Genomic DNA, 21,917 nt, shown 5'->3' with positions numbered 1-21,917 from the left:
TACCGAGAGCGGCGCCTCGGCCACTCATCAAGCGGCCCTGGTTGATCCCGCCTACACCGAGACGGTGCTGACCCGGGCGTTCACCGGCCGGCCCGCCCGCGGCCTGCGCAACGCGTTCATCGAGGCCCACGAAGCCGAGGCGCCACCCGGCTACCCCGCCATCCATTACCTGACCAGCCCGCTGCGCAAGGCCGCCGCAGCCGCGGGCAAGCCGGACTACGTCCACCTCTGGGCGGGCACCGGATACCGGCACGCGACCGCGGAGCCGGCCGCCGACATTTTGCGCCGACTGGCCTCCGACCTGTAACCGATCAGTACTCGAAACGGTTGAGCACGTCGTAGTGGCGGCCGGCGGTCAGCCACGTCACCCGGTAGATCAACCGCACCGCGGCCGAGGGGATTCGCTGGTAGTCGGCCAGCACGGGGATCTGCTCGAGGAACCGCAACCGCGGATTCCACGTCGCAATCTCGCGTGCGTCGCGGATGCCCCATTTGATGATTCCCCGGGTGAAGATCCTCGACATCAGCGGCGCCAGGGCCGACAGCGTGTCGAAATGCATTTCGCCGCCGGCGAATCGCTCGATCAGCCGCTGCAGTAGCCGCCGGACGTCCTCCTCGGACAGGTACATCAGCAGGCCCTCGGCAACGATAAGCGTCGGACGGCCCGTCGGCACCTGATCGAGCCACTGTAGTTCGGTCACCGACGAGCCGATCATCCGGTAACCCTCGGTGTCGTCGTAAAGCCTTCTGCGCAGCCCGATCACGCTCGGCTGATCGACGTCGAACCAGGTCACCGACGGCGGCACACCGAGGCGAAACGCGCGCCCGTCCAGGCCACAGCCCAGGTGCACGACAACCGCGTCCGGATGGCGGACCAGGAAGCCGGCGCACCAGTTGTCGAGCTGCTTGGCCCGCAGCGCGACGAGATACTGATTGGCCGCCGGCCACGACATCCGATGGATTCTCGTGAAGTCGTAGTCGATGCGGTCCACGGCTTCGGCGGCTGCCTTGTCCCCCAGAATCGGCCGCTCCGAACGGCTTTCGTGGGCACGCAGGTAGAGCGTGACGAGATTCGTCCACTCCACCGAACCCCAGGACACGGAACTGAAGTCGACTTTGTCCGTCGCGGTCATGGTTGTTTCCTTTTCGCCCGATATTCGGTCCACATGCGCATGAGTTGCTCGCCGTAGGCCTGGGTGCAGAACTCACAGAAATCGCGGAAATCCTCGACGCGCTGCCGCTGTTCGGCGCGGTCCTCGCCCAGCATCGACAGCGCGTACTCGGCGGGTTCGATGCCCAACCGCATCAGCGACAGCTGAGTCGCCAGGACGCTGGTGAAGCCGCCCGGCCTGACGCGGTAGACGTGCTGACGGTTGGGGCTGGGCAACCGCTCCACCATGCCGCCATCCAGCAGTTGGCGGGCGACGGTGCTGATCGACGCCTTGCTCACCGATAACGCCTCGGTCAGCTCGGTCAACGACTGCTGCGGCGGATCGCAGATCAACAGCCACCCGTACACCCGGCCCATGGTCCGGGTGGCGCCGAGTAGTTCGAAGAAGAGCCCGAGGCGGTCGACGAACTCGGCCTCATCCGGCGCCATCAAAACTCCCAACTACGTTCAGTACATACTAAACGTAGCTTATACGGAGTCGGGTCGGCCAGCGCGAGGTCAACCGGCCGCCCCCTGGGCCGCGACGGCCCGCATGCCCAGCACGCTGTCGATCGCGTCGCTGACACACCGCGGCCGCTCCTCGAGCAACATGTGCCCGGCGGTGGGGTGGTGCACGTGCGTGGCGCCCGGGATGGCCGCCGCCATGTCGCGCGCGTGCGAGGCCGGGGTGGTCCGGTCGGCTCCGCCACTGACGACCACGGTGTTGGCGCCGATGGTGGCCAGCGCGCGGTACTCGTCGTAACGCTTCAGGCTGGGCAGGAAGCCCGCCGCGGTGCTCAGGGGCGTGGTGCGGATGGCCGACGCCGCCAGCGCGGCCGCGCCACGCCAATCCGGACCCGAATACTTGGTGAGCCCGTCACACACGGGACGAACCAGCCCGGCGATCGCCCGGTCCATGGCGCGGTGAGGAACGTGGTGGACGAGTTCGAACAGCACGTCGGTGGCGCGGGTGTTGAGCAGCCGGCCCAGGCCCCGCTCGGCGAGCCGGCCCGCCGCCGTGGCGATCAGAACCAGGCCCTGCGGCTCGACCGGACGATCGGCGGCGGGCCGGCCGACGTAGGCCAGCGCGGTCATGCCGCCCATCGAGTGACCCGCAAGTGTGAGGGGTCCCGCGACGCGCAGTGCGGCGAGGACCTCGGCGAGGTCATCGGCCAGTCGGTCGATGCGATAGGTGCGCATGTCGGCGCCGGTGGATTCGCCGTGACCGCGGTGGTCATAGGTGACGATCCGCACGCGGTTGCCCCACCGGCGCAGCAGATGGCGGATCTGCGGTGCCCAACTCGACTGGGTCAGGCACAGACCGTGCAGCAGCACCACGGTGTGCTCACGCGTCCCGGCGGAGCCGTAGTCGCGGATGGCAAGGCGCACACCGTCACTCGTCGTGACCGTGCGCTCGACATAACCGTCGCGTTTGGCGTCCAGCCGCGGTGGCGGCGTCACATTCGTCGAGCGATACGCGTTCGATCCCGTAATCAGTTCTGGCTCAAGGAACACGGCGAACTCCTGACCGGTGGCGATGCCGATTAGGGTCCCGGCACCTCGTTACGATCGAAGTTACGAAAGCGATACGGGCGATGGCTCGCTTGTGCGCAATACCCACGCAACGGGCGATTTTCGGCTTTTGCGCATTGTGCTCGGACGGCACGCGGACCGGTCAGAACGCTTCGGGATCCCGTTGCACCGCGGCCGGCACCGGGTGCCGGTACACCCGAGAGGCGTTCTCCCAGCTGAACTTTCGGATGACCTCAGGTGGAAGATCACCGATTTGTTCGTGAATGGTCTGCTGGGTGTGCGGCCAGGTCGAGTCGCAATGCGGGTAATCGGCCTCCAGCATGATGTTGTCGACGCCGATCCGGTCGCGCTGCACGAACGAGGACTTGTCCTCGACCGCACAGAACCAGAAGTTGCGGGTCAGCACCTCCGCGGGGGTCAGGGTCTCGCCGAGCGCCTGCCAGGTGCCGTACATGGCGTGATAGCTGAGCATGTGGTCGAGGCGGTCGAGCAGCCCCGCCACCCAGCCGATGCCGCCCTCGGACAGGCAGATCTTGAGGTCGGGGAACCGGCTGGGCAGCCCGGAGTACAACCAGTCGACGGCCGCGGAGATGGCGTAGGCGAAGAACAGCACGCCCTGCACGTCCGGCGGCGCATCGGCGGTGGTGGACGGTGACGACCCCGACGACCCGATATGCAGATTCACCACGGTGCCGGTCTCGGCGCAGGCCGCCATCAGCGGATCCCAGTGGTCGGTGTGGATGCTGGGCAGCCCCAGCATCGCCGGGTTCTCGCTGAACGTCACGGCGTGAAAGCCGCGCTCGGCGTTCTCGCGGATCATCTTCGCGCCGAGCTCGGGATCGAGCAGCCACGGCAGTTGGCAGGGAATGATCCGGTCCGGATACGACCCCGCCCAGACGTCGAAATGCCAGTCGTTCCAAGCCCGCACCGCGGCCAGCGCCAGGTCGCGGTCGCCGGTCACCTGCTGCAGCCGCTGCCCGGCGAAACCCGGCAGAAACGACGGGAAGTTCAGCGAGGCGTAGATGCCGTTGAGGTCCATGTCCTTGATGCGGGCGTGGATATCCCAGGCGCCCCTGCGCATCTCGTCGAACCGCACCGGCTCGAAACCGTACTCCGCCACCGGCCGGCCGACCACCGCATTGAAGCCGACGTTGGGCAGTTCCTTGCCGTCATAGACCCACGTCTGTCCGCCGCCGTCGGTCTCGACGACTTTCGGCGCACGGTCGGCGAACTTGCGGGGCAGCCGGCCGGTGAAGGTGTCCGGGGGTTCGACGATGTGATCGTCCACCGAGATCACCGTGTAACGCCGGGGCGCCCGCGGCGGGTCCGGCAGGAAGGTGACCGAGCGCTGGGCGCCGGTTTTGGCCGTGGTGAAGTTCAGGTCGGTGGCCAGCTCGTCGATCGATTTCACGCGTCAATCCCCTTGCGGCGCGGCGTTGTTGAGTGTGAACTGACGGTGTTCAGCGTGCGGTGGGGCGGCGTGTGTCGGCGTGTCGCCGCCGTGAGTGCACACTCGACGGTCACGCGAGCACACCCGGGTCGGCCCTGATGGTCATGCGCGCGGCCCCGGCCCAGTAGACATCGGCCGCCCGTTCGATCAGCGAGCGCTGCATGCCCGCCATGTCCGACCAGCTCATGGCCACCGGATCCTTGCCGGTGAGCATGACGTCGTAGGCCAGCTTGCAGACCCGTTCGATGGATGCCGCGCGGTAGACGGCTTCGGGCAGCTTGCGGCCGGTCGCGATGACGCCGTGATTGGCCAGGATGGTCAGGTTGGCGCCGCCGATCCGGGCCGCGAGTTCCGCGGCGCGCACGGGGCTGTCGATTTCGCCGTCGTAGGTGTCTACCAGGCACAGGTCGTCGAGGAACAGCGCCCCCGTCTGGTGCACCAGTTCGGGCAGTCTGCCCAGCGCGGCGAGCACGCACGCGTGGTACGGGTGGTTGTGGATCACCACGCGGGCGTCGTCGCGCACCCGGTGCAGCTCGGTGTGGATGTGGATGGCGGGGGTGACGTCCCATCGTCCGCGGATCACGCGCGCGTCGGCGCCGACCACGCAGATGTCGGACGCGGTGATCTCCTGCCACCACAGCCCCCACGGATTGACGAACATCTCCGTTTGGCCGTCGAGCTGCCAGGTGATGTGCCCGGCCATGTTCTCGGAGAACTCGATGCCGGCCAGGTGGCGGAAGGCGACGGCCAGCGCCTGCTCGCTGGACAGGTCGACGCCGATGGGCGGCACCACCGACGGCGCCCAGACTTCCAATCCGCCACGCCGCGCGTCAGGAGCGTTCATGACCGGCCTCCATTCTGGCTCCAATATCCTCGCGCAGCCGGCCTTTGGCTATCTTTCCGCCGGATGATCGGGGCAGTTCATCCAGAACGATCAGGCGTTCGGGCAGCAGTTCCTTGGAAACCCCCAGCGCCAGCAGGTGTTCGACGAGCCCGGGCAGGTCGACGGACGCGGAGTCGGTGAGTTCGGCGTACAGGCAGACCTTTTCACCGAACACCGGGTCGGGCATGGCGACCGCGGCCGCTATCGCGATGGCGGGATGGGTCATGACGGCGTCTTCGACCTGGCTCGCGCTGATGTTCTTGCCGCCGCGCACGATGAAATCGGAGGTACGCCCGGTGACCCGCAGGTAACCGTCGGCGTCGATCTCGCAGATGTCCCCCATGCGCATCCACCCGTCGCGGGTGAACAGCTTGTCGTGGTCGGTGCCGCCGAGGTACCCCAAACTCGTCGCCGGTCCCCGGCAGGCGGGCTGGCCGCGCCGTGTGGCGGTGACGTCGCGGTCCCCGTCGAACAGCCGGACCGACATTTCGGGGATGAGCCGGCCCGCGGTGCGCAGCCGGTGCTCGCGCGAATCGTCGAGGGTTGTCGCGCTGAGCATCCCGGTTTCATTGGAACCGTAGAACTGCAGGATTTTGGCGCCGGTGAGTTCCTCGAACTCGGCCGCGGGCCGATACGGCAACGCCTCCCCGCCGGTGTACACCACACGCAGCGAACTGAGGTCGTAGCCGCGGCTGGCCGGATCGGCCATCAGCATCGTCAATTGGGTACTGACGCAACACAACACCGTTACCTTGTGCCGGGCTATCGCCTCGCAGGTGGCCGCGGTGGTGAACCGCTCCAGTACCACCGCGGTGGCCCCGAGGTGGATCGGGGTGGTGTGGCTGGTCCACAGCCCGAATCCGAACGGGGTGGGGATGACGGGCAGGAACACCTCGTCGGGCGTCAGTCGCCCATTGGCGACGGCTTTCTGGTGGAAGTAGTGCCAACGATTCTGGGTATGCACGACGCACTTGGGCAGCCCGGTAGTGCCGGACGTCGAGTTGATCAGGAAGACGTCGTCGGGACCGAGTTGGGCGTCTCGGCCCAGCGCCCTGGGTTCGGCGTCGACGTCGAGGCGAAGCGTCCCGCCTTCGCTGCCCAACACCAGCCGGGGCACCCGCAGTTCGCTCGCCACTTCCGCGGCCGCCCCGGCGCGGGGCGGATCGCTGACGAGGATCTTCGGCCCGGCGGTGCGCAGAATCGCCGTCGCCTCCCGGGTGCCGGCCCGCGCACCGATGCCGACGACCACCGCCCCGCATCGTTCGATCGCGACGAACAGCGCGTGGACGGCGGCACAGTCGCCGTGCCAGACCGCCACCCGGTCGTCGCGGACCACGCCGATTCCGGCCAGCGTCTCGGCCAAACTGGTTGCGGCAGTGTCGAATTCGCGCCAGGTGAATAACGGCCCGCCATGGTCGACGTAGGCGTGGTGCTCCGGTGTGCGTTCGGCGTTTCGCCGTACCGCATCCGAGAGCGTCGACGCGCTCCACCAGCCGGCGGCATGAAAGCGGGCCGAGTCCTCGTCGGTGAACGCCGGCGAGCCCACGGGTTTCAGCCCACCGGCGCTCATCACCAAATGATAGGAAAGCCACCCGCGGGTTCGGCGCTAGGGATTCGGCGGGGCGGGCGCGGCGTGCTGGTTCTTGTCGGCGCTCGGGCGGTGCGGGTGTGAGGAGGGGCAGGTGACGTTGCGAGCGCACCCGCAATTGAGGCCGATGATGCAGCCGCCGCCTCCCCCGGCGGGATGCACCGGCAGGGCACCGCCCGGAGCCGGCGGCGCGGGCGTCACGACCGACGACGAGGCGTTGGCGACCGGCGCGCCGCCGGACGAGAGACCCACCGCGACGACGAGCGCGGTCACGCAGCCGCACTGCGCGGCCCGTGTCAAGGCGTTCGGGGTCTCCACGGGGCACCACAGTAGTTGCCGGCCGGTGGACGCGCGGGTCACGCGGCCGACCTGCGAGCACACTCCCAGGACCCTTCAAGGCTTTCGCGCTACACCCCTCGAGCCCGGTGGCGGTTGGGGCGCTGGACCGGACGCCATGCGGCACAAGGATTGTCGCGGCATCACATCGGCGCTTGCGCAGCGGCTGTAAGACGCGGAGACCTTGTCTAACTGAGCAGTGCGTCGTCTTCCAAAGCTGCGACGAGGTGCGCCAGATCGCGCCGGCGCGACGCGGCGGGCCAGGCCACCCAGGTCCGGCGCACCAGCGGGCGTCCGGTGAGGGCCAGCCAGCGCACCGAGTCCGGCAGCGGTTCCAACCGCCCGGCGGGAGCCAGCGCGAAAATTCCTCCAGCGCTGACCGCGGCCAGCTTCACCTCGGGCAACAGGTCCTGGTCGTACGACGCCGTGGGTCCCGGTTCAATACCGTGGCTGCGTAGTACGGCCGTCAGCTCGTCGTACCAGGCCGGGCTGCCCGCGCGGGGAAACCCAAGCCACTGCAGACCCGCCAACCGGTCCAGGCGCACCTGCCCGTCGGCCGTTTCCATCGCATCGGCCTGCTCGGCCGCAAGCAGTACGCCAAGTGGCTCCTCGGTGACGATCGAGACGTCGAGATGCCCAACGATCGGGCGTTCCCGCACCAATCCCACGTCCAGCTCGCCCGCCGACAACGCGTCGGTCTGCTGGGCGGTCGATAGATGACGAACCTCCACTACCGTCAGCGGAAACGCCGCCGCAAGCGACGCGAGCGCCCCCGAGAGCGGCTGCGCGGGCAACTCCAAGGGAACGCCGACCCTCAACGACCGCCCCACCTGCGCCGAATGCTTCGCCATGGCGCTGATCGCGTGGTCGTAGCGCGCGATCACCGCCCGCGCCTCGCCCAGCAGGGTCATCCCCGCCGGTGTGGGCGCGACGCCGGAGCTGCTGCGGGTCAACAGCTTCACGTCGAGCTCCTTCTCAAGGGCCTGGATCGTCTGTGACAGCGATGGCTGGCTGATGTGCAGGCGACGCGCTGCCGCGGACAGGCCCCCTTCCTCGACCACGGCGACGAAGGTTCGCAAGTCCCCGATCTCCATGCACTACTCCAACACGGCGACGGTCCGCCTCGTTCCATTACGCCGCCCGATGGTGGCCATCGCGGATCGGCATGGGCGATGGTGACCTCGGTGGCCGGCCATCGGGTTGTATTGAGGGATGCCCGACAAGGAGCCGGCCAGATGACCGCCGCGCACGTCGCCCGGTTGCTCGCGGGGTATCGGTCGTCGGGGCGCACCTTCAGCGCCGACGGCGTCTCGTCGTTCGTGCTCGAGGCGGGGCCGCACGACGCCCCGCCGGTCGTGTGTGTGCATGGCGTTCCCGCTTCGGCCTACCTCTATCGCAGGGTGGTGCCGGAACTCGGCGCTCGGGGGTTACGCGGGATCGCGGTCGATCTGCCCGGGCTCGGGTTCGCCGACCGACCCGACGACGCGGACTACTCCTGGACCGGGCTCGGCCGGTGGCTGCTCCGCGCGATCGACGCGCTGCGACTGGACCGGTTCCATCTCGTGGTGCATGACATCGGCGGCCCCGTCGGTTTCGAGGTGGCTCACGCCGTGCCCGAGCGGGTGCTGTCGTTGACGCTGCTGAACACCATCATCGAAGTGCAGTCGTTCCATCGGCCCTGGCCCATGGAACCTTTCGCGCATCGCGGCATCGGGGAAGCCTGGTTGGCCTCGATGCACGTGCCCGGTGCCTTCGCGGCGATCATGCGACTCGTCGGGGTGAGTCGGCACGTCCCGACCGCCGAACTCGCCTGCTGGCCGCCGCTGTTGTTCGGCGACGACGGCGGCCGAGCGTTCTTGAAGATCATGCGCGGCTTCGAACTCACCGCCGCCAAACAGCGGCGCTATCTCGACGCCGTCCGGCCGAGGCGGTACCCCGTGCAGATCATCTGGGGGGTTCGCGACACGATGCTGCCGTGGCGGCGCTACGGCGTCCAGGCCCAGCGGGCCGCCGGTGTTCTAGACCCGATTCTGTTGCCGGCCAAGCACTTTCTTCAGGAGGACCATCCCGCGGAGATCGCCGCGGCGGTTCATCGCCTGACGACGCGGACGGCGTAGATCGCGGCGCTGACCCCGAACATCGCCCCGGTCAACAGCAACCAGCGCCCAAGGTAGGGGTCCTGAGTCTGGCCCGTCGCGGCCGAATAGGTGGTGGCGCCCTGCTTGATGATTCCGGGTAGGAACACCACCAGCGTCAGACCGGCTCCCAGCGCGGGCACCCGGATGTGGTTGACCACCGGCACCCGGGGCGGTTCCGGCCGGACGACGGCCCGCGACAGCAGCCCGTCGAGAAGCGCGTAGACCGGGAACAGCACCAGGTCGTGGACGACGATGGCCGCGGCGAACCACACGAGGATCGACTGCCACCACGCCTGTGGGTTCCACAGCGCGACCGGGTCGACGGTGGCCACCACGTATCCCATGAGCGCGAACCCGGCGAGCAGGATCAGCAGATGCAAGGGATGGGCCCCATAGCCCTTGGCGAAAGCCGTTCGTAAGTCAGGCATTCGCCGCTCCCTGAAAGGCGATGGACTCCACCCATTTGGTGTTGTGCACCCCGGGCAGCGCCGGCACGATGATGCGCGCCGGGAAGCCGTGATCCGGTGACAAGTCGGTGCCGTTGACGCGCAACGCCAGCAGCGCATCGGGGTGCAGTACCTGGCTTCCTTGCAGCGTCGCTCGGCCGAACGCGCCCGAGCGCTCCAGCGACGCCACGTGCGCCGATTCCGGCGCGGGCACTCCGGCCAGTCGGGCCAGATCCGCCAGCCGCACGCCGGTCCAGGCTTGGGTGGTCGACCAACCCTCCACACAGGCGATCGGCAACACCGCGGTGTGCTGCGACATGGCCAGCAGCGCGGCGCGGTCCAGTGCCACCGGACGCGGGCCGCCAGTCAGGGTCAGCCGCCAGCTCGCGCCGGTGGTTCGGGCGGAGATCCCGGCCGCCACCGCGGTCCGGTTGACCTGGAAACCGTTGGGTCCGGTCCCGCGAGCGCGGCCCCGCGGCAGCAGCAGCGCCGCCGGCCGGGCATAGCCGCCCAGCGTCTGGCCCGCCGTGATGACCGCCATGAACAGCGCGCCGCCGCCCACCAGCGCGAGAGCGCCCCGGCGGCTCATGGTCGCGGGGCGCGGTTGCGGGGCGACCAACCCGTCCGGCTCCCACGCCTGGGCTCTGGTGCCGGCACGTCCGGTGCGCAGGACGTCACGCGGTGAGATCGAGCGCAGGCCGGACCACATTTTCGGCAACTTGATCGCGATATGCACGGCGAATCCGGTGATGAACACCCACGCGCCGAAATAGTGCGCGGTGTAGAAGCTGAACCCGAAGATGTAGTCGTACTGGATGTTCAGCACGCCGGTGACGATTTCGAACAGGATGCCCCCGACCAGCATCAGCAGCGAAACCCGTTCCAGCAGTTGGGCTATGGACCGGGCGGGCGGCCACACGAACAGCCTGGGTATCACCGACCACAGTTTGGCCAGCACCACCGGGATCACGATCAGGCCCAGCCCGACGTGCAGGCCTTGGGTCAGCCGATACAGCCATGAAGGGCGGGTGGGCCAATCGAACGTCGGCAGTTTCAGCCACCCGACGTCGCCGGGGATGGCCTGGCCGAACCGGGGCCCATAGGCGATGTACGACAGCAGGCCGGTGATGATGACGACCGGCAGCGTCACCAACAGCACCGAACCGAAGACCGATGTCAGCCAGGGCCCGCGCAGCGGGCTGTGCCACCGTTGTGCCCGCTGGGCACCTGGGGGCGGGTGATCGCACAGCCAGCGCCACAGCCGCGCGGGAAATCCGTAGCCGCCGGAATCGGTCGGCTCGGTGCCTTCGGTGCCGTAACCGTGGATGCGCCGCATCATCGAAGATGATCCACGACAAGTCGAGCACTATGGTTCAGTTTCGGTGCCCGTTCAGGCGGCAGCCCCGCCGCCGTCGACGTACAGTGTCGACCCGGTGACGTAGCTTGCCCGCGGCGACGCCAGGAAGAGCACTGCTTGGGCGACCTCTGCCGGGCGCGCGGTGCGGCGCAGCGGAAGCGTGGTGGCGATGTCCTCGATGGACTCCCCCCACTCGGCCAGGACGCCCGCGGTGCGCGTGGGGCCCGGTGAAACGCTGTTCACCCGGACACCGTGCGGACCGAATTCGGCGGCCCAGGTGCGGGTCAGCGACGCCAGCGCCGCCTTCGTCGCGCCGTAAACCGATGCCCCCGGCATCCCTTTGTCGGCCGCCAGGGACGTGATGTTGACGATGCTGCCGCGGTTCCGGGCGATCATGCCCGGGACGAGTCGAGCGACCAGGAAATAGGCGCCCCGCACGTTGGTGTCGAACATGGCCTCCAACGGGCCGAGGTCTTGCTCGACGGTGGGTGCCACCGGAAACGCGCCCGCGTTGTTGACGAGTACGTCGACCGGTCCGGCCTCGCTCACCAGCTCGGCGACCGAGTCCATGTCACCGACATCGGCGCGGAGGAACCGGACCTTGCCCTCGATCTCGGCCACCGCCTGTGCGCCGCGCTCGGCGTCGCGTCCCGAGATCACCACCTCGGCCCCCTCGCCGGCCAGCAGCCGGGCCGATTCGAGGCCGATGCCGGAAGTGCCCCCAGTGACCAGCGCGATCTGTGATCGGAGTTCCATGACCCCATTCAAACTGGCGATCGGTACATCGGGTCCTCCCCGGCCATTGGGATCACCGATGCCATCGATCACACATCGCGATGAGATGTACCGCGGTGTCAGTCCTTGCCCCGCGGCGGCGGCTGCACCTCGACGCCACTGGATTCGTGTTCGGGACCGGCGGAGGGATGCTCGGCGGGCACCCGGTCGCGCGATCGGGTGCCCTCGCTTTGCCGCTCGGGATCGGGCCGATGCACGTTGCCGTGATACGGACCGGGCTTCGGCCGGGGCTTTCCGCCCGGGAACGCCAACCGGAAGATGCTGCGGTGCACCATCGCCCACTGCTTCGAGAAGCGGCCGGAGTTGTAGGGCAGCTCGTAGCGTTCGCAGATCTCTTTGACCTGCGGCGCGATCTCCGAGTATCGGCTGCTCGGCATGTCCGGGTAGAGGTGGTGCTCGACCTGATAGCCGAGGTTGCCGCTGATGATGTGGAACAGCGGGCTGCCGTCGATGTTCGCGGCGCCGAGCAGCTGACGCACATACCAGCCGCCGCGCGTCTCGTCCTCGACCTCTTCCGGCGTGAAGGTGTAGGTCTGGTCCGGGAAGTGGCCGCAGAAGATGATGGCGTGCGCCCACACGTTGCGGATGACGTTGGCCAGCGCGTCGGCGGCCAGGGTGCGCAGGTAGGTGCTTTCGACGCCCGGTGCGACTTTGTCGAGGAAGCTCGCGGCGGCGCCGACGCGGCCGCCCGTGGACACCCGCCGAAGCCTCCTGGCGATGCGGGACTGCGACGGCTGTTCGAGCCGGCCGCCCAACGCCAACTGGGTGAGCCCGAACGCCCCGGCGCTGATCAACGGCCAGCCGAGGTAGTCCTTGACGACCTGCGCGCGGGCTTTGACCCCGATGCCTTTAAGGTCCTTGCGCACCTCCGACCACGGCTTCTCGCGCTTGCGGATGGCATCGATGTCCATGTCGTGGACCGCCACGCCCCACTCGAACAGCAGCGTGAGGAGCAGGTTGTAGATCGGCTGGCCCAGATACCGCGGCGCCCATTTCTGGTTGGGGTCGATCCGCATGATCTCGTAGCCGAGATCCTTGTCCTTGCCCAGGATGTTCGTGAAGGTGTGATGGATGTAATTGTGCGAGTGCTTCCACGACTCCGCCGTCGACGCCGTGTCCCAGTCCCACACCGAGGAGTGGATGTCGGGATCGTTCATCCAATCCCACTGGCCGTGCATCACGTTGTGGCCGATCTCCATGTTCTCGAGGATCTTGGCCATGGACAGGCACGCGGTGCCCAGCAGCCACGCGGTCTTCGACCGGGATGCCAGCAACAAGATGCGGCCGGCCACCACGATCTGTCGTTGCGCCGAGATGACGTTCTTGATGTAGCGGCGGTCGCGGTCGCCGAGGTCGGCGAACACTTCGTCGTGAATCGCGTCGAATTCCTTGGCAAGCTTTTCCAGTTCTTGTTCGCTCAAGCGGCCGAGCGGATTGTCAGCGGCATTCTTCACGGCAGTTGTCACGAGCCGCTCCTTTCGATCAGAGTTCGAGTTCGACGTCGCCCTCGGCGGTATTGATGCAGATTCGGACGTCCTGTCCGGTCGGTTCGCTCACGTCACCCGAGCGCAGGTCACGCAACTTGCCCGACTTCAGCGTCCCGACGCAGGTATGGCAAATTCCGATGCGACAGCCATAGGCAAGGTTGAGACCGGCCTTCTCTCCGGCCTCGAGAATCGATGTGCCGCCGTCACATTCGACTTCCTTGTCGCTGTCGAGGAAGCAGACGACGCCACCCTCGCCGGCGTTGGCGTCGCCGCCGATCTTCGGCTGGAACCGCTCGAAGTGCAGGCGGTCGCAGTCGCCGTGCTCTTCCCAGTGTTCGATCAGAGCGTCGAGCATTTCCCCCGGACCCGAGCAGAACGCCTCGCGCTCACGCCAGTCCGGGCACGCTTCGTCCAGGTCGCCGGGCGTGAATCGGCCCTGTTCGGAGGTGAGGCGCAGATCCAGCCGCATCCCCTCGTGGCGTTTCTCGAGTTCTTCCAGCGCGGGTAGGAACATGGCCTGCTCGCGGGTTCGCGCGGAATGAATGACCAGCACGTCGCGCATTTCGTCGCGATGGTCGAGGTCGCGCAGCATGCTGATGATCGGCGTGATGCCGCTGCCCGCGCTGATGAACAGCATCTTGTCCGGCAGCGGCTCGGGCAGCGTGAACACGCCTTCGATTTCGCCCAGCCGCACCAGGTCGCCCGGTTGAATCTTGTGCACGAGATACGGCGACACGGCGCCGCCGTCGACCCGCTTCGGCGTCACGCTGATCAGGCCGTCTTCCGGCCTGGGATCCGAGGTCAGCGAGTACGCGCGCCAGTGGTAGACGCCGTCGATCACCACTCCGAGCCGCACGTACTGACCGGGCTTGTGGCCGGGCCATTCGTATCCGGGGCGGATCAGGACGCTGGCCGCGTCCGAGCCCTGCGCCTCGATCCCTTCGACCTTCCCGCGCAGCTCCTTGGTGGTCCACAGCGGGTTGATCATCTCGAGGTAGTCGTCGGGCTGCAACGGGCTGAACAACCGTCGCACCGCGCGCAGGAACATCCGCCGCCCCCACGGGACGTTGGGCTGGGCGCCGCGTTCAGCCATGTCCCCAGAGTACACAGTTGTACACCGACGCCAAACATCAAATTGAATTCTGTTGTCGCACATGGTTAAACATGTGCCAAACGCGGGCACAACTCAGACGTAGCCGTTCACTGGCTGCGGTGTACTCGAGTTAGTGCTGTTGCATCAGGTACCTCTGAGGTGCCCCAGGTGCGCCACACCCAAACGTTTGTTCAGCCGTGCAGCGCCTAATGTCGGTGGGTGTGCTGATCGGCTTCCTCCTCGCGCTGGGCTGCTCGCTCTGTTATGGGACGGCGACCGTGCTGCAGGCGGCCGGAACCCGCTCCGTGGAAGCGGGCAGCGGCTCGGGTGTCGACGCCGTCCTGCTGTTGCGCGCCGCGCGGCAATGGCGCTATCTGGCCGGGGTCGGGCTCGACGTCGCCGGGTTTGCGCTTCAAGTCGCGGCACTGCGCTTGGTGCCGATCTATGTCGTCGCGGCGGCGCTGGCCGCCTCGATCGCGGTCACCGGCGTGGTGGCCGCCTGGGTGTTGTCGGCGCGGCTGTCGTCGGCGGAATGGACGGCGGTCGGGGTGGTCTGCGTCAGCCTGGTCGCCCTCGCCCTGGCCGCCGGGCCGGGCCACTTCCGGCATGCCCCGGCCGGGCTCGGGTGGGCGCTGTTGGGGGTGGTGGCCGCGATCTTCATCGGCGGCGCGGCGGCCGGGCGATTGCCCGACCGCGCGCGAGCCCTCGCGCTGGGGTTGGCCGCCGGAAGCGGCTTCGGCGTCGTCGAGGTGGGTGTGCGGCTGATCGAGGCGATCGATCCCACCAAATGGGCTTTCTACACCAATCCGGCGCTGTACGCGGCGGCCGCCGGCGGGGCCGCGGGTTTCCTGTTGCTCACCTCCGCGCTGCACCGCGGATCGGTGACCACGGCCGTCGCCGGGATGGTGGTCGGCGAAACGCTGGCGCCGGCGTTCGTCGGGGTGGTGTGGTTGGGCGACACCGCGCGCGCCGGGTTGGGCTGGCTGGTGATCGCGGGTTTCGCCGTCGCAGTGTCCGCAACGCTGGTGCTGGCACGGTTCGGGGAGGCACCCCAGCCCGACCCCGTCGAGGAAGCGGGCTGAGGCCCGGTTCATGCCCCTGAGACGCTGGGGGCCGCACGGCCGACGGCGTTTTCGCTCACCGGCGCATAACTGGTGCCGCGTGCGGGGCGCGTCCACAACGACCCGTCCTGTGCGGTGACACCCGCGGCGATCAGCGCCCGCTTGAGGATCTTGTTGGTCGCGGTTGCGGGCAGCTGATCGTTGATCCGCACGTGGCGCGGCCATGCCTTCGGTGACAGATCCGGCTGCGCGGCAAGGAATTTCGCGAAGCCCTCGGGGCTGAGCTGGGCACCGGGCCGCAGCACCAGGGCGGCCATCACCTGGTCGCCGACCCGGTCGTCGGCAACGGCGTAGACGGCGACCTGGCTGACCTCGGGCAGCCGCGCCAGAATTCGCTCGACCGGCCCGGCGGCCAGGTTCTCCCCGTCCACCCGCATCCAGTCCGCGGTGCGCCCGGCCAGGTAGATCCAGCCTTCGTCGTCGCGATAGGCCAGGTCGCCCGACCAGTACATCCCGTGTCGCATCCGCTCCGCGGTGGCGCCCGGATCGTTGTAGTAGCCGGCGAAGGGACCCGCCCCCTCGGTGTTGACGAGTTCACCGACGGCCTCGTCGAAATTGGTCAGCGCCCCGTGCGCGTCGAACTTCGCGGGCTCGCATTCCCGCAGTGTCGTCGAGTTGTAGATGCTCACCCCCGGGTACGGCTTGCCGATGGAGCCGGGTGGGGTGCCGTCTTCGCGCACCACGATCACCGCGAATTCACTCGAACCGAAGCTGTCGACGACCCGGCACCCGAAACGCCTTGCGAATTCGGCGATGTCGCGGTCGGTGGCCTCGTTGCCGAAGGCCACCCGCAGGGTGTTGTCGGCATCGTCGGGGCGCTCGGGCGTGGACAGGATCAGCGCCAGCGGCTTGCCGACATAGTTCAGGTAGGTCACGCGATAGCGACGGACGTCGTCGAGGAAGCGGGACGGCGAAAACCGCGCCGGCACCATGGTGGCCCCGCTGCCGATGGCGACCGCCCAGCCGGCGGCGACACCGTTGGAGTGAAACAGCGGCATCGACAGGTAGCAGACGTCGTCGGCGGTGACGTCGTACTGAAAGATCAGGCTGGCACCGCACATGATCGCCATGCCGTGGGCGAACCGCACCACCTTGGGGTCACCGCTGGTGCCCGACGTGAAGATCATCATCAGGGTGTCGGCGGCGGTCACCTCGCGATGCGCAACCAGCGGTGGCGCGGAAGCGACGGCGTCGGCGTAGCGGCCGCCGGCCACATCGATCACCTGAATGCCGTTGAGGTCCAACCCGTTCAGGAGTGCCAGGTGCTCCGGGTCGGCGAGCAGTATCTGGCAGTCGGAGCGCCGGATGTCGGCCAGCAATCCCGGCCCGCGGCGCGTGGTGTTGATCCCGCACAACACGTAGCCACCCAGCGCGGCCGCGGCCATGGCGCGCAGCATGGCCGGCGAATTGCCCAGTACGGCGCCGACATGCAGCGGCCGTGCGGTGTCGGCGAGCGCGATCAGCGCGGCGGCCTCCGCCTCGGCTTCGCCGAGGTGCTCGCGCCAGGTCCAGGTCCGCTCGCCGTGAACCAGCGCCGGGCTGTCGTCGTGGCGACGTTGCCGCAGTAGCTGTTGGACCGTCTCGACCACCGGTTCACTTCCTCATCGACGTCGTCATCGGGTGGTGAACACCAACCCCGCGTAGTTGTTCTGGGCCACCTCGTCGCAGTGCCGCCGATAGGTGCCGAAACCGCCGATGTAGGGCATGAAGACCCGCTTCTTGCCCTCGATGTTGGCGCCCAGGTACCACGACGAGGCCGCCCTGGGGAACAGCGTGCGCTCGGCCGCTTGGGCCACGTGTTCGGTCCAGGCGATCGCCGCGTCGTGGCGTGGCACGACCTCGGCCACGCCGAGGCGCCGCGCGGCCCGCACCAGGTCGACCACCCAGTCGACCTGGACCTCGGCGTGCAGCACCATGTTGGCCAGCACCGAGGGGCTGCCCGGCCCGCTGATGGTGAACAGGTTGGGCAAACCGGGCACCATCAGGCCGAGGAAGGTGACCGGGCCGTCGGCCCAGATGTCGCGCAGTCGTTGTCCCCCAGGGCCTTTCGGATCGATTCGGGTCAGCGCGCCGGTCATGGCGTCGAAGCCGGTCGCGAAGATCAGCACGTCGCACGGGTAGGTCGTCGCGCTGGTGCGCACGCCCTCGGCGGTGATCGCCTCGATGGGTTCGCGGCGCAGGTTCACCAGCCGAACGTTGTCGCGGTTGAAGGTGGCGTAGTAGCCGTCGTCGGTGCAGATGCGTTTTGTTCCGATCGGGTGATCGACCGGGATGAGATCGGTTGCGACGGCGGGATCGTGGACGATCTCGCGGATCCGCTGTTCGGCGAACGTCCTCGCGATGTCGTTGGCGGCTGAGTCTCTGGTCTGGTCGGGGAAGGTCTTGGCGAACAGCACGCCCCCTTCGCGCCAACGCTGCCACAGCGCTTCGTTGCGCTCGTGCGGTTCGGTGTCGAGGGCGTTCTTGTGGTAGGTGCCGTGCGGGGTGCCCGCCGCAGCGTAGGCCGAGGCCCGGCGGCGCTCGGGATACCGCTCCTGGATTTCTCGCTGCTCCTCGGCCGACCACGGCCGGTTGGGCATCGGGATGGTGTAGTTCGCGGATCGCTGGAATACCACCAGGTTTTCGGCGCTGGCGGCGATGATCGGGGCCACCTGGATGCCGGACGATCCGGTGCCGATCAGGCCCACCCGCTTGCCGCGCAGCTCGGGGTCTTCGCGCGGCCACGCGGCCGTGAAATACACCTGTCCCGAAAAGTCCTCGGCGCCGGGGATGTCGGGACGATTCAGCGCCGACAGGCAGCCGGTCGCGCATACCAGGAACTGTGCGGCGTAGCTTTCGCCGGTCGCGGTATCGACGTGCCAGCGACCCCCGTCGAAGGTGGCACCGGTGACGTCGACCCCGAATCGGTAGTGGCGGCGCAGATCGAAGCGGTCGGCGACGTGGCGCAGGTAGGCCAGGATCTCAGGCTGGGCGGCGAAGCGTTCGCTCCACAGCCAGCTTCGCTGCAGTTCTTCGTCGAATGAGTAGGAGTAGTCCACACTTTCGACGTCGCAGCGCGCACCCGGATAGCGGTTCCAGTACCAGGTGCCGCCCACGTCGGGGGCGGCCTCGATGGCGGTGACCGACAGGCCCGAGGAGGCGACCCGGTGCACGGCGTAGAGCCCGGCGAACCCGGCGCCGATGACGATGACGTCGCTGACTTCGGTCACGAGACCGCGCGGGTCGTCCATGTGCACCTCCGACCTCACCGTCGAGGTCATGCAGGCCGGTACTTCAGGAGGGTGATGCCCTCTTCAGGCAGATCGTAGAACACCGGCTGGACCCGCATCCCGATGCGGATGTCGCCCGGGTCGACGTCGACCAACTCGGTGCTGAACTTCGGTCCGGCATCCCACCGCACCACCGCGAGCAGCTGCGGCAGCGCGTCGGCCCATGGCGGGCCGGTGGGCCGGCGGGCGACCGTGAACGTGTACAGCGTTGCGGCACCGTCGATTTCACGCCACTCCAGGTCGTCGGCCAGGGTTCCGGGGGCCAGGGTGCGCGGATAGAACACGTAGCGCCGTGCCGACGGCGAGTACTGCACCAGGATCCGGTGCTGGGCCAGGCCGTCCCAGAAGGGCCGCGAGACGGGGGTGGGCTCGGGGATGGGACGACTCATTTTCAGTCCCCTCGCAAAAGCAGCGCGACCTGTTCGCTCATGATGCCGCCGTTGCCGGTGACGAACGCGGTGTGGCAGTCGGGTACCTGCGCGTCGCCGGCCCGGCCCATGATCTGGCGCACGCCGTCGACCACGTGGTGCATGCCGCCGGCCATGCCGGCCTGCCCGAAGGACAGCTGGCCGCCGGCGGTGTTGAGCGGGAAGTCGCCGCGGTAGGTCAGGTCGTGCTCGGTGACCCACGACATGCCTTGACCTTTCGCGCAGAATCCGGCGTCCTCGAGGCTCATCAGCACCGTGATGGTGTAGCAGTCGTAGATCGACGCGATGTCGACGTCGGGTCGGTCCAGCCCGGCCATCGCGAAGGCCCGGTCGGCGGCGCGCGCGATCGGGGTGGACAGCAGGTCGTCGGCGTATGTCGGGGTCTTGAAGGCGATGTGTTCGCCGAAGCCCTTGATCCACACCGGGCGGTGGCGGCCGCGGCGGGCGAGGTCGGCGTTGGCGATCAGCACGCCCACTCCCCCGTGCACCCGCATCACCGTCTCCAGCAGGTGAATGGGGTCGGCAATCATCGGGCTGTCCAGCACGTCGCCGACCGTGATCGGGGTGCCGTGAAAAACCGCACCGGGGTGCGCGCACGCGTTGGTGCGCTGGTCGACGGCGATCTTGGCGACCGCGGCGGGGTCGTAGCCGAATTCGGCCGCGTAGCGCTGAGCGATCTGCGCGTACGGCGCGTTCTGGCCCACGTTGCCGTAGGGGATCTCGAACTCGGCCTGCGGCGAGCCGTAGTTGTTCGACGACGCCCCATACCAATTCGGGTCGGGCGCGGGTCGCCGCTCGGACCGCGGCACCGCCGCCGACCCGGGCACCACGGCCAGCACCGCGTCGCAGATGCCGAGTTCGACGGCCGCCGCGGCGCGCCAGATCATCCCGGCGGACGTCGCCCCGCCCAGATCGACTCGCTCGCCGAAATCCAGTGCGAGGCCCAGGTATTCGCACAGCGTGGCCGGCGCGAACATGGCCGACTCGGCGATGCCGTGGGTCAGCAGGCCGTTGACATGGCCGGGATCCACCCCGGCGTCCTCGATCGCCAGCTTGGCCAGCACCGCGTACTGGTCCAGGGTGAACAGCGGCGCCCGGGTGGGGCGGCGCTGTGCCGGCAACTCCGCGATGCCGACGATGGCGGCCTCACCGCGCAGCCCGGTCACGGCTCGGTTCTCCGGATCGGCAACTCGACCGTGGCCAGGCCCGGCATCAGGATCGTGTCGTCGCGGCGCCCGGCGATGACGAGATCGACCAGCCCGGTCCCGTTGTCGCTCAGCCGTTTACCGGTAACCTCGCCGCCGAAGCTCAGCGATTCGCCGGGATACGCGATCGCCCGGTTCTGCACCGAAAAGGACACCAGCCGGCCGCGTCCGCCGATCCAGTCGCCGAGGGCGCGGGCCAGCAGCGCCGCCTGCAGCGGGCCGTGCACCAGGACGTTGTCGTAGCCTTCGGTGTCGCGCGCCCAGTCCTTGTCGTAGTGAATGCGGTGGCCGTTGTAGGTGGCGGCGGAAAAGAAGAACATCTGCGTTTCGTCGACGGTGACGGTTAGCGCGGGAAGGTGTTCGCCCACGGCGATGTCCTCGAAATATGGTTGGCAGAACGGCTGCTGATCGGTCATGGCGCACGGGGCCTTTCTAGGGGCGGGCGATCATCGAGGTCGACGCTTCGGCCAGCAGGTCGCGCTCCTGGTTGCGGTACACCGTGTGCCAGGTGACGAGGACGAATCTGCCGGAGCGGCCCTGTTTTTCGACGATCGAGGAGATGGTGCGCACCATTTCGATCTCATCGCGGTGATAGGCGGGCAGGTGGAACGTGAAGCTCTCGCCGCCGGCCATCCGCTTGGGGGCACGCGGGAACGCCAGGCTGCCGGAGACCACGCCGGACGAGCCGTCGGGACGCAGCGACTGCAGCGGCGAGACGCCGAGGATGGCGTACTGCAGGAACAACGGAGGGCAGATGACGTCTCGATATCCGTTGGCCCGGGCGTAGTCCGGGTCGAAGTACAGCGGGTTGTGGTCACCGACCGCCGCCGCCCACCGCTGCCAGTCGCGCCGGTGCACCTCACCGGTCGCCGACGCCGCGACGGTGCCCACCCGCGCCGCCGATTCCGCATCGATCAAACTGTCCTCGCTCAACCGCACTCCCCTTCGTCGTCCATGCTGCGCTGCAGCCAGCCCGCGGCGACGTCGGCCCCGCCGCCGAATGTCGAACCCAGCCGGGCCCGCTCGCTGAACAGATGCAGGTCGGTCTCGGTGACATAGCCCATGCCGCCGTGCAATTGGTGGGCGTCCAGGGTGATCAGCCGCGCCGCGGTGGCCGCGTGCATGCGCGCGATGGCCGTCTCACGGCTCGCGACGCGTCCGCGCCCCAGCCAGAACACCGCCGCGTGCGCGGCCAATCGCGCGGCCGCCAGGGCGATGTGCATGTTGGCGACGAGATGCTGGGCGGCCTGAAACGACGCGATGGGCCGGCCGAATTGGTGGCGCAGCTTGGTGTAGTCGACGGTGCGGTCCAGCACGGCCTGTCCGACGCCCACCAGGTCGAGTGATCCCAGCGCCACGTCGGTGTTGGCCAGCCGGCGCAGCGATGCTGCGGTGATCCCGTCGAGCGCCGCGTCGGCCCGCACGTCGTCGAAGCGCACGGCGAATGCGCGGACGCCGCCGGCCATGTCGAGCGGTTCGACGCCGACACCACCGGCTCCGACGTCGACGACGAAGACCAGCGTGCGCTCGGCGGCCGCGGCGGACACCACCAGAACATCGGCGGCGTCGGCATCAAGGACGTAGTCCGCGGTTCCGGTGAGCCGCCAGCGGTGTGCGTCGGGAGCGGCGCGCAGCACC

23 protein-coding genes are annotated in these 21,917 nt (G+C 68.4%); 3 read left to right on the top strand and 20 right to left on the bottom strand.

Annotation, left to right across the window (positions count from 1 at the left end; all coding sequences use genetic code 11):
• The coding region (locus DQP58_RS19485; RefSeq protein WP_205869480.1) for a nitronate monooxygenase at nucleotides 1–307 on the top strand (307 nt) is incomplete at its 5' end.
• A 4-nt stretch (nucleotides 308–311) separates the two neighbouring features.
• Here DQP58_RS19485 and DQP58_RS19480 read toward each other — a convergent pair.
• From DQP58_RS19480 to DQP58_RS19445, 8 genes are all read right to left on the bottom strand, one after another.
• The gene (locus DQP58_RS19480) at nucleotides 312–1,133 is read right to left on the bottom strand and encodes a class I SAM-dependent methyltransferase (RefSeq protein WP_112709878.1); all 822 of its coding nucleotides are present in this window, start codon (nucleotides 1,131–1,133) and stop codon (nucleotides 312–314) included.
• Nucleotides 1,130–1,600, bottom strand: coding sequence for a GbsR/MarR family transcriptional regulator (locus DQP58_RS19475; RefSeq protein WP_112709877.1), 471 nt, complete (start codon nucleotides 1,598–1,600; stop codon nucleotides 1,130–1,132). Before DQP58_RS19475 ends, DQP58_RS19480 begins: the two co-directional genes overlap by 4 nt.
• A gap of 69 nt (nucleotides 1,601–1,669) precedes the next feature.
• A complete protein-coding gene (locus DQP58_RS19470; RefSeq protein ID WP_112709876.1) occupies nucleotides 1,670–2,665 on the bottom strand; it encodes an alpha/beta fold hydrolase in 996 nt (331 codons plus the stop codon).
• 160 nt (nucleotides 2,666–2,825) lie between these two features.
• On the bottom strand, nucleotides 2,826–4,094 hold the full coding sequence (locus DQP58_RS19465; protein WP_112709875.1) for an amidohydrolase family protein: 1,269 nt from the start codon (nucleotides 4,092–4,094) through the stop codon (nucleotides 2,826–2,828).
• Between the two features lie 109 nt (nucleotides 4,095–4,203).
• On the bottom strand, nucleotides 4,204–4,977 hold the full coding sequence (locus tag DQP58_RS19460; protein ID WP_165827919.1) for a class II aldolase/adducin family protein: 774 nt from the start codon (nucleotides 4,975–4,977) through the stop codon (nucleotides 4,204–4,206).
• Nucleotides 4,964–6,586 (bottom strand): class I adenylate-forming enzyme family protein, encoded by a 1,623-nt coding sequence (locus tag DQP58_RS19455; RefSeq protein ID WP_112709874.1) that lies wholly within the window; start codon nucleotides 6,584–6,586, stop codon nucleotides 4,964–4,966. The genes DQP58_RS19460 and DQP58_RS19455 overlap by 14 nt, the downstream gene beginning before the upstream one ends.
• A gap of 36 nt (nucleotides 6,587–6,622) precedes the next feature.
• Nucleotides 6,623–6,922 carry a hypothetical protein gene (locus DQP58_RS19450; protein WP_133259401.1) on the bottom strand — a complete coding sequence of 100 codons (300 nt, stop codon included), beginning with the start codon at nucleotides 6,920–6,922 and terminating at the stop codon, nucleotides 6,623–6,625.
• Between the two features lie 206 nt (nucleotides 6,923–7,128).
• Nucleotides 7,129–8,034, bottom strand: coding sequence for a LysR family transcriptional regulator (locus DQP58_RS19445; RefSeq protein ID WP_112709872.1), 906 nt, complete (start codon nucleotides 8,032–8,034; stop codon nucleotides 7,129–7,131).
• 141 nt (nucleotides 8,035–8,175) lie between these two features.
• On the opposite strand from DQP58_RS19445, the gene DQP58_RS19440 reads away from it, so the two are divergent.
• Nucleotides 8,176–9,057, top strand: coding sequence for an alpha/beta fold hydrolase (locus DQP58_RS19440; RefSeq protein ID WP_112709871.1), 882 nt, complete (start codon nucleotides 8,176–8,178; stop codon nucleotides 9,055–9,057).
• Here the strand turns inward: DQP58_RS19440 and DQP58_RS19435 are convergent.
• From DQP58_RS19435 to DQP58_RS19415, 5 genes are all read right to left on the bottom strand, one after another.
• Nucleotides 9,030–9,506, bottom strand: coding sequence for a hypothetical protein (locus DQP58_RS19435; protein ID WP_112709870.1), 477 nt, complete (start codon nucleotides 9,504–9,506; stop codon nucleotides 9,030–9,032). The genes DQP58_RS19440 and DQP58_RS19435 overlap by 28 nt on opposite strands.
• Complete coding sequence (locus DQP58_RS19430; protein WP_112709869.1) at nucleotides 9,499–10,863, bottom strand: molybdopterin-dependent oxidoreductase; 1,365 nt, start codon at nucleotides 10,861–10,863, stop codon at nucleotides 9,499–9,501. Before DQP58_RS19430 ends, DQP58_RS19435 begins: the two co-directional genes overlap by 8 nt.
• A gap of 51 nt (nucleotides 10,864–10,914) precedes the next feature.
• Nucleotides 10,915–11,637, bottom strand: a complete 723-nt coding sequence (locus DQP58_RS19425; protein ID WP_112709868.1) for an SDR family NAD(P)-dependent oxidoreductase — start codon at nucleotides 11,635–11,637, stop codon at nucleotides 10,915–10,917.
• A 98-nt stretch (nucleotides 11,638–11,735) separates the two neighbouring features.
• The gene (locus DQP58_RS19420) at nucleotides 11,736–13,130 is read right to left on the bottom strand and encodes a fatty acid desaturase family protein (RefSeq protein WP_112709867.1); all 1,395 of its coding nucleotides are present in this window, start codon (nucleotides 13,128–13,130) and stop codon (nucleotides 11,736–11,738) included.
• 28 nt (nucleotides 13,131–13,158) lie between these two features.
• The gene (locus DQP58_RS19415) at nucleotides 13,159–14,256 is read right to left on the bottom strand and encodes a ferredoxin reductase (RefSeq protein ID WP_112709866.1); all 1,098 of its coding nucleotides are present in this window, start codon (nucleotides 14,254–14,256) and stop codon (nucleotides 13,159–13,161) included.
• A gap of 209 nt (nucleotides 14,257–14,465) precedes the next feature.
• Here DQP58_RS19415 and DQP58_RS19410 point away from each other — a divergent pair, with 209 nt between their 5' ends.
• The gene (locus DQP58_RS19410) at nucleotides 14,466–15,338 is read left to right on the top strand and encodes a DMT family transporter (RefSeq protein WP_112709865.1); all 873 of its coding nucleotides are present in this window, start codon (nucleotides 14,466–14,468) and stop codon (nucleotides 15,336–15,338) included.
• Nucleotides 15,339–15,346: 8 nt separating this feature from the next.
• Here the strand turns inward: DQP58_RS19410 and fadD1 are convergent, their stop codons facing one another.
• From fadD1 to DQP58_RS19375, 7 genes are all read right to left on the bottom strand, one after another.
• Entirely contained in the window at nucleotides 15,347–16,966 is a 1,620-nt protein-coding gene (fadD1, locus tag DQP58_RS19405) for a fatty-acid--CoA ligase FadD1 (RefSeq protein ID WP_112709864.1), read from the bottom strand.
• 24 nt (nucleotides 16,967–16,990) lie between these two features.
• On the bottom strand, nucleotides 16,991–18,586 hold the full coding sequence (locus DQP58_RS19400) for a flavin-containing monooxygenase (protein WP_112709880.1): 1,596 nt from the start codon (nucleotides 18,584–18,586) through the stop codon (nucleotides 16,991–16,993).
• A 47-nt stretch (nucleotides 18,587–18,633) separates the two neighbouring features.
• Nucleotides 18,634–19,035, bottom strand: coding sequence for a Zn-ribbon domain-containing OB-fold protein (locus tag DQP58_RS19395; RefSeq protein WP_112709863.1), 402 nt, complete (start codon nucleotides 19,033–19,035; stop codon nucleotides 18,634–18,636).
• A gap of 2 nt (nucleotides 19,036–19,037) precedes the next feature.
• Nucleotides 19,038–20,240: a thiolase family protein gene (locus DQP58_RS19390; RefSeq protein WP_112709862.1), complete on the bottom strand. Its 1,203-nt coding sequence runs from the start codon at nucleotides 20,238–20,240 to the stop codon at nucleotides 19,038–19,040.
• Complete coding sequence (locus DQP58_RS19385; RefSeq protein ID WP_112709861.1) at nucleotides 20,237–20,695, bottom strand: MaoC/PaaZ C-terminal domain-containing protein; 459 nt, start codon at nucleotides 20,693–20,695, stop codon at nucleotides 20,237–20,239. The genes DQP58_RS19390 and DQP58_RS19385 overlap by 4 nt, the downstream gene beginning before the upstream one ends.
• A 16-nt stretch (nucleotides 20,696–20,711) precedes the next feature.
• Entirely contained in the window at nucleotides 20,712–21,212 is a 501-nt protein-coding gene (locus DQP58_RS19380) for a MaoC family dehydratase (RefSeq protein WP_112709879.1), read from the bottom strand.
• On the bottom strand, nucleotides 21,209–21,917 hold a 709-nt coding region (locus tag DQP58_RS19375; RefSeq protein WP_133259400.1), incomplete at its 5' end, for an acyl-CoA dehydrogenase family protein. The genes DQP58_RS19375 and DQP58_RS19380, both read right to left, overlap by 4 nt.

Source organism: Mycobacterium colombiense (assembly GCF_003284975.1).
In the GTDB taxonomy this organism is placed as follows: Bacteria; Actinomycetota; Actinomycetes; order Mycobacteriales; family Mycobacteriaceae; genus Mycobacterium; species Mycobacterium europaeum_A.
Note: the sequence above shows the minus strand (reverse complement) of the source record. Positions and strands in the feature narration are given on the sequence as shown.

What these genes read in the sequence shown, in the direction of transcription:
- DQP58_RS19480 (WP_112709878.1), bottom strand. Translation starts at nt 1,133, where the DNA reads ATGACCGCGACGGACAAAGTCGACTTCAGTTCCGTGTCCTGGGGTTCG.
- DQP58_RS19475 (WP_112709877.1), bottom strand. Translation starts at nt 1,600, where the DNA reads ATGGCGCCGGATGAGGCCGAGTTCGTCGACCGCCTCGGGCTCTTCTTC.
- DQP58_RS19460 (WP_165827919.1), bottom strand. Translation starts at nt 4,977, where the DNA reads ATGAACGCTCCTGACGCGCGGCGTGGCGGATTGGAAGTCTGGGCGCCG.
- DQP58_RS19455 (WP_112709874.1), bottom strand. Translation starts at nt 6,586, where the DNA reads ATGAGCGCCGGTGGGCTGAAACCCGTGGGCTCGCCGGCGTTCACCGAC.
- DQP58_RS19445 (WP_112709872.1), bottom strand. Translation starts at nt 8,034, where the DNA reads ATGGAGATCGGGGACTTGCGAACCTTCGTCGCCGTGGTCGAGGAAGGG.
- DQP58_RS19440 (WP_112709871.1), top strand. Translation starts at nt 8,176, where the DNA reads ATGACCGCCGCGCACGTCGCCCGGTTGCTCGCGGGGTATCGGTCGTCG.
- DQP58_RS19435 (WP_112709870.1), bottom strand. Translation starts at nt 9,506, where the DNA reads ATGCCTGACTTACGAACGGCTTTCGCCAAGGGCTATGGGGCCCATCCC.
- DQP58_RS19430 (WP_112709869.1), bottom strand. Translation starts at nt 10,863, where the DNA reads ATGATGCGGCGCATCCACGGTTACGGCACCGAAGGCACCGAGCCGACC.
- DQP58_RS19425 (WP_112709868.1), bottom strand. Translation starts at nt 11,637, where the DNA reads ATGGAACTCCGATCACAGATCGCGCTGGTCACTGGGGGCACTTCCGGC.
- DQP58_RS19415 (WP_112709866.1), bottom strand. Translation starts at nt 14,256, where the DNA reads ATGGCTGAACGCGGCGCCCAGCCCAACGTCCCGTGGGGGCGGCGGATG.
- DQP58_RS19410 (WP_112709865.1), top strand. Translation starts at nt 14,466, where the DNA reads ATGTCGGTGGGTGTGCTGATCGGCTTCCTCCTCGCGCTGGGCTGCTCG.
- DQP58_RS19395 (WP_112709863.1), bottom strand. Translation starts at nt 19,035, where the DNA reads ATGAGTCGTCCCATCCCCGAGCCCACCCCCGTCTCGCGGCCCTTCTGG.
- DQP58_RS19385 (WP_112709861.1), bottom strand. Translation starts at nt 20,695, where the DNA reads ATGACCGATCAGCAGCCGTTCTGCCAACCATATTTCGAGGACATCGCC.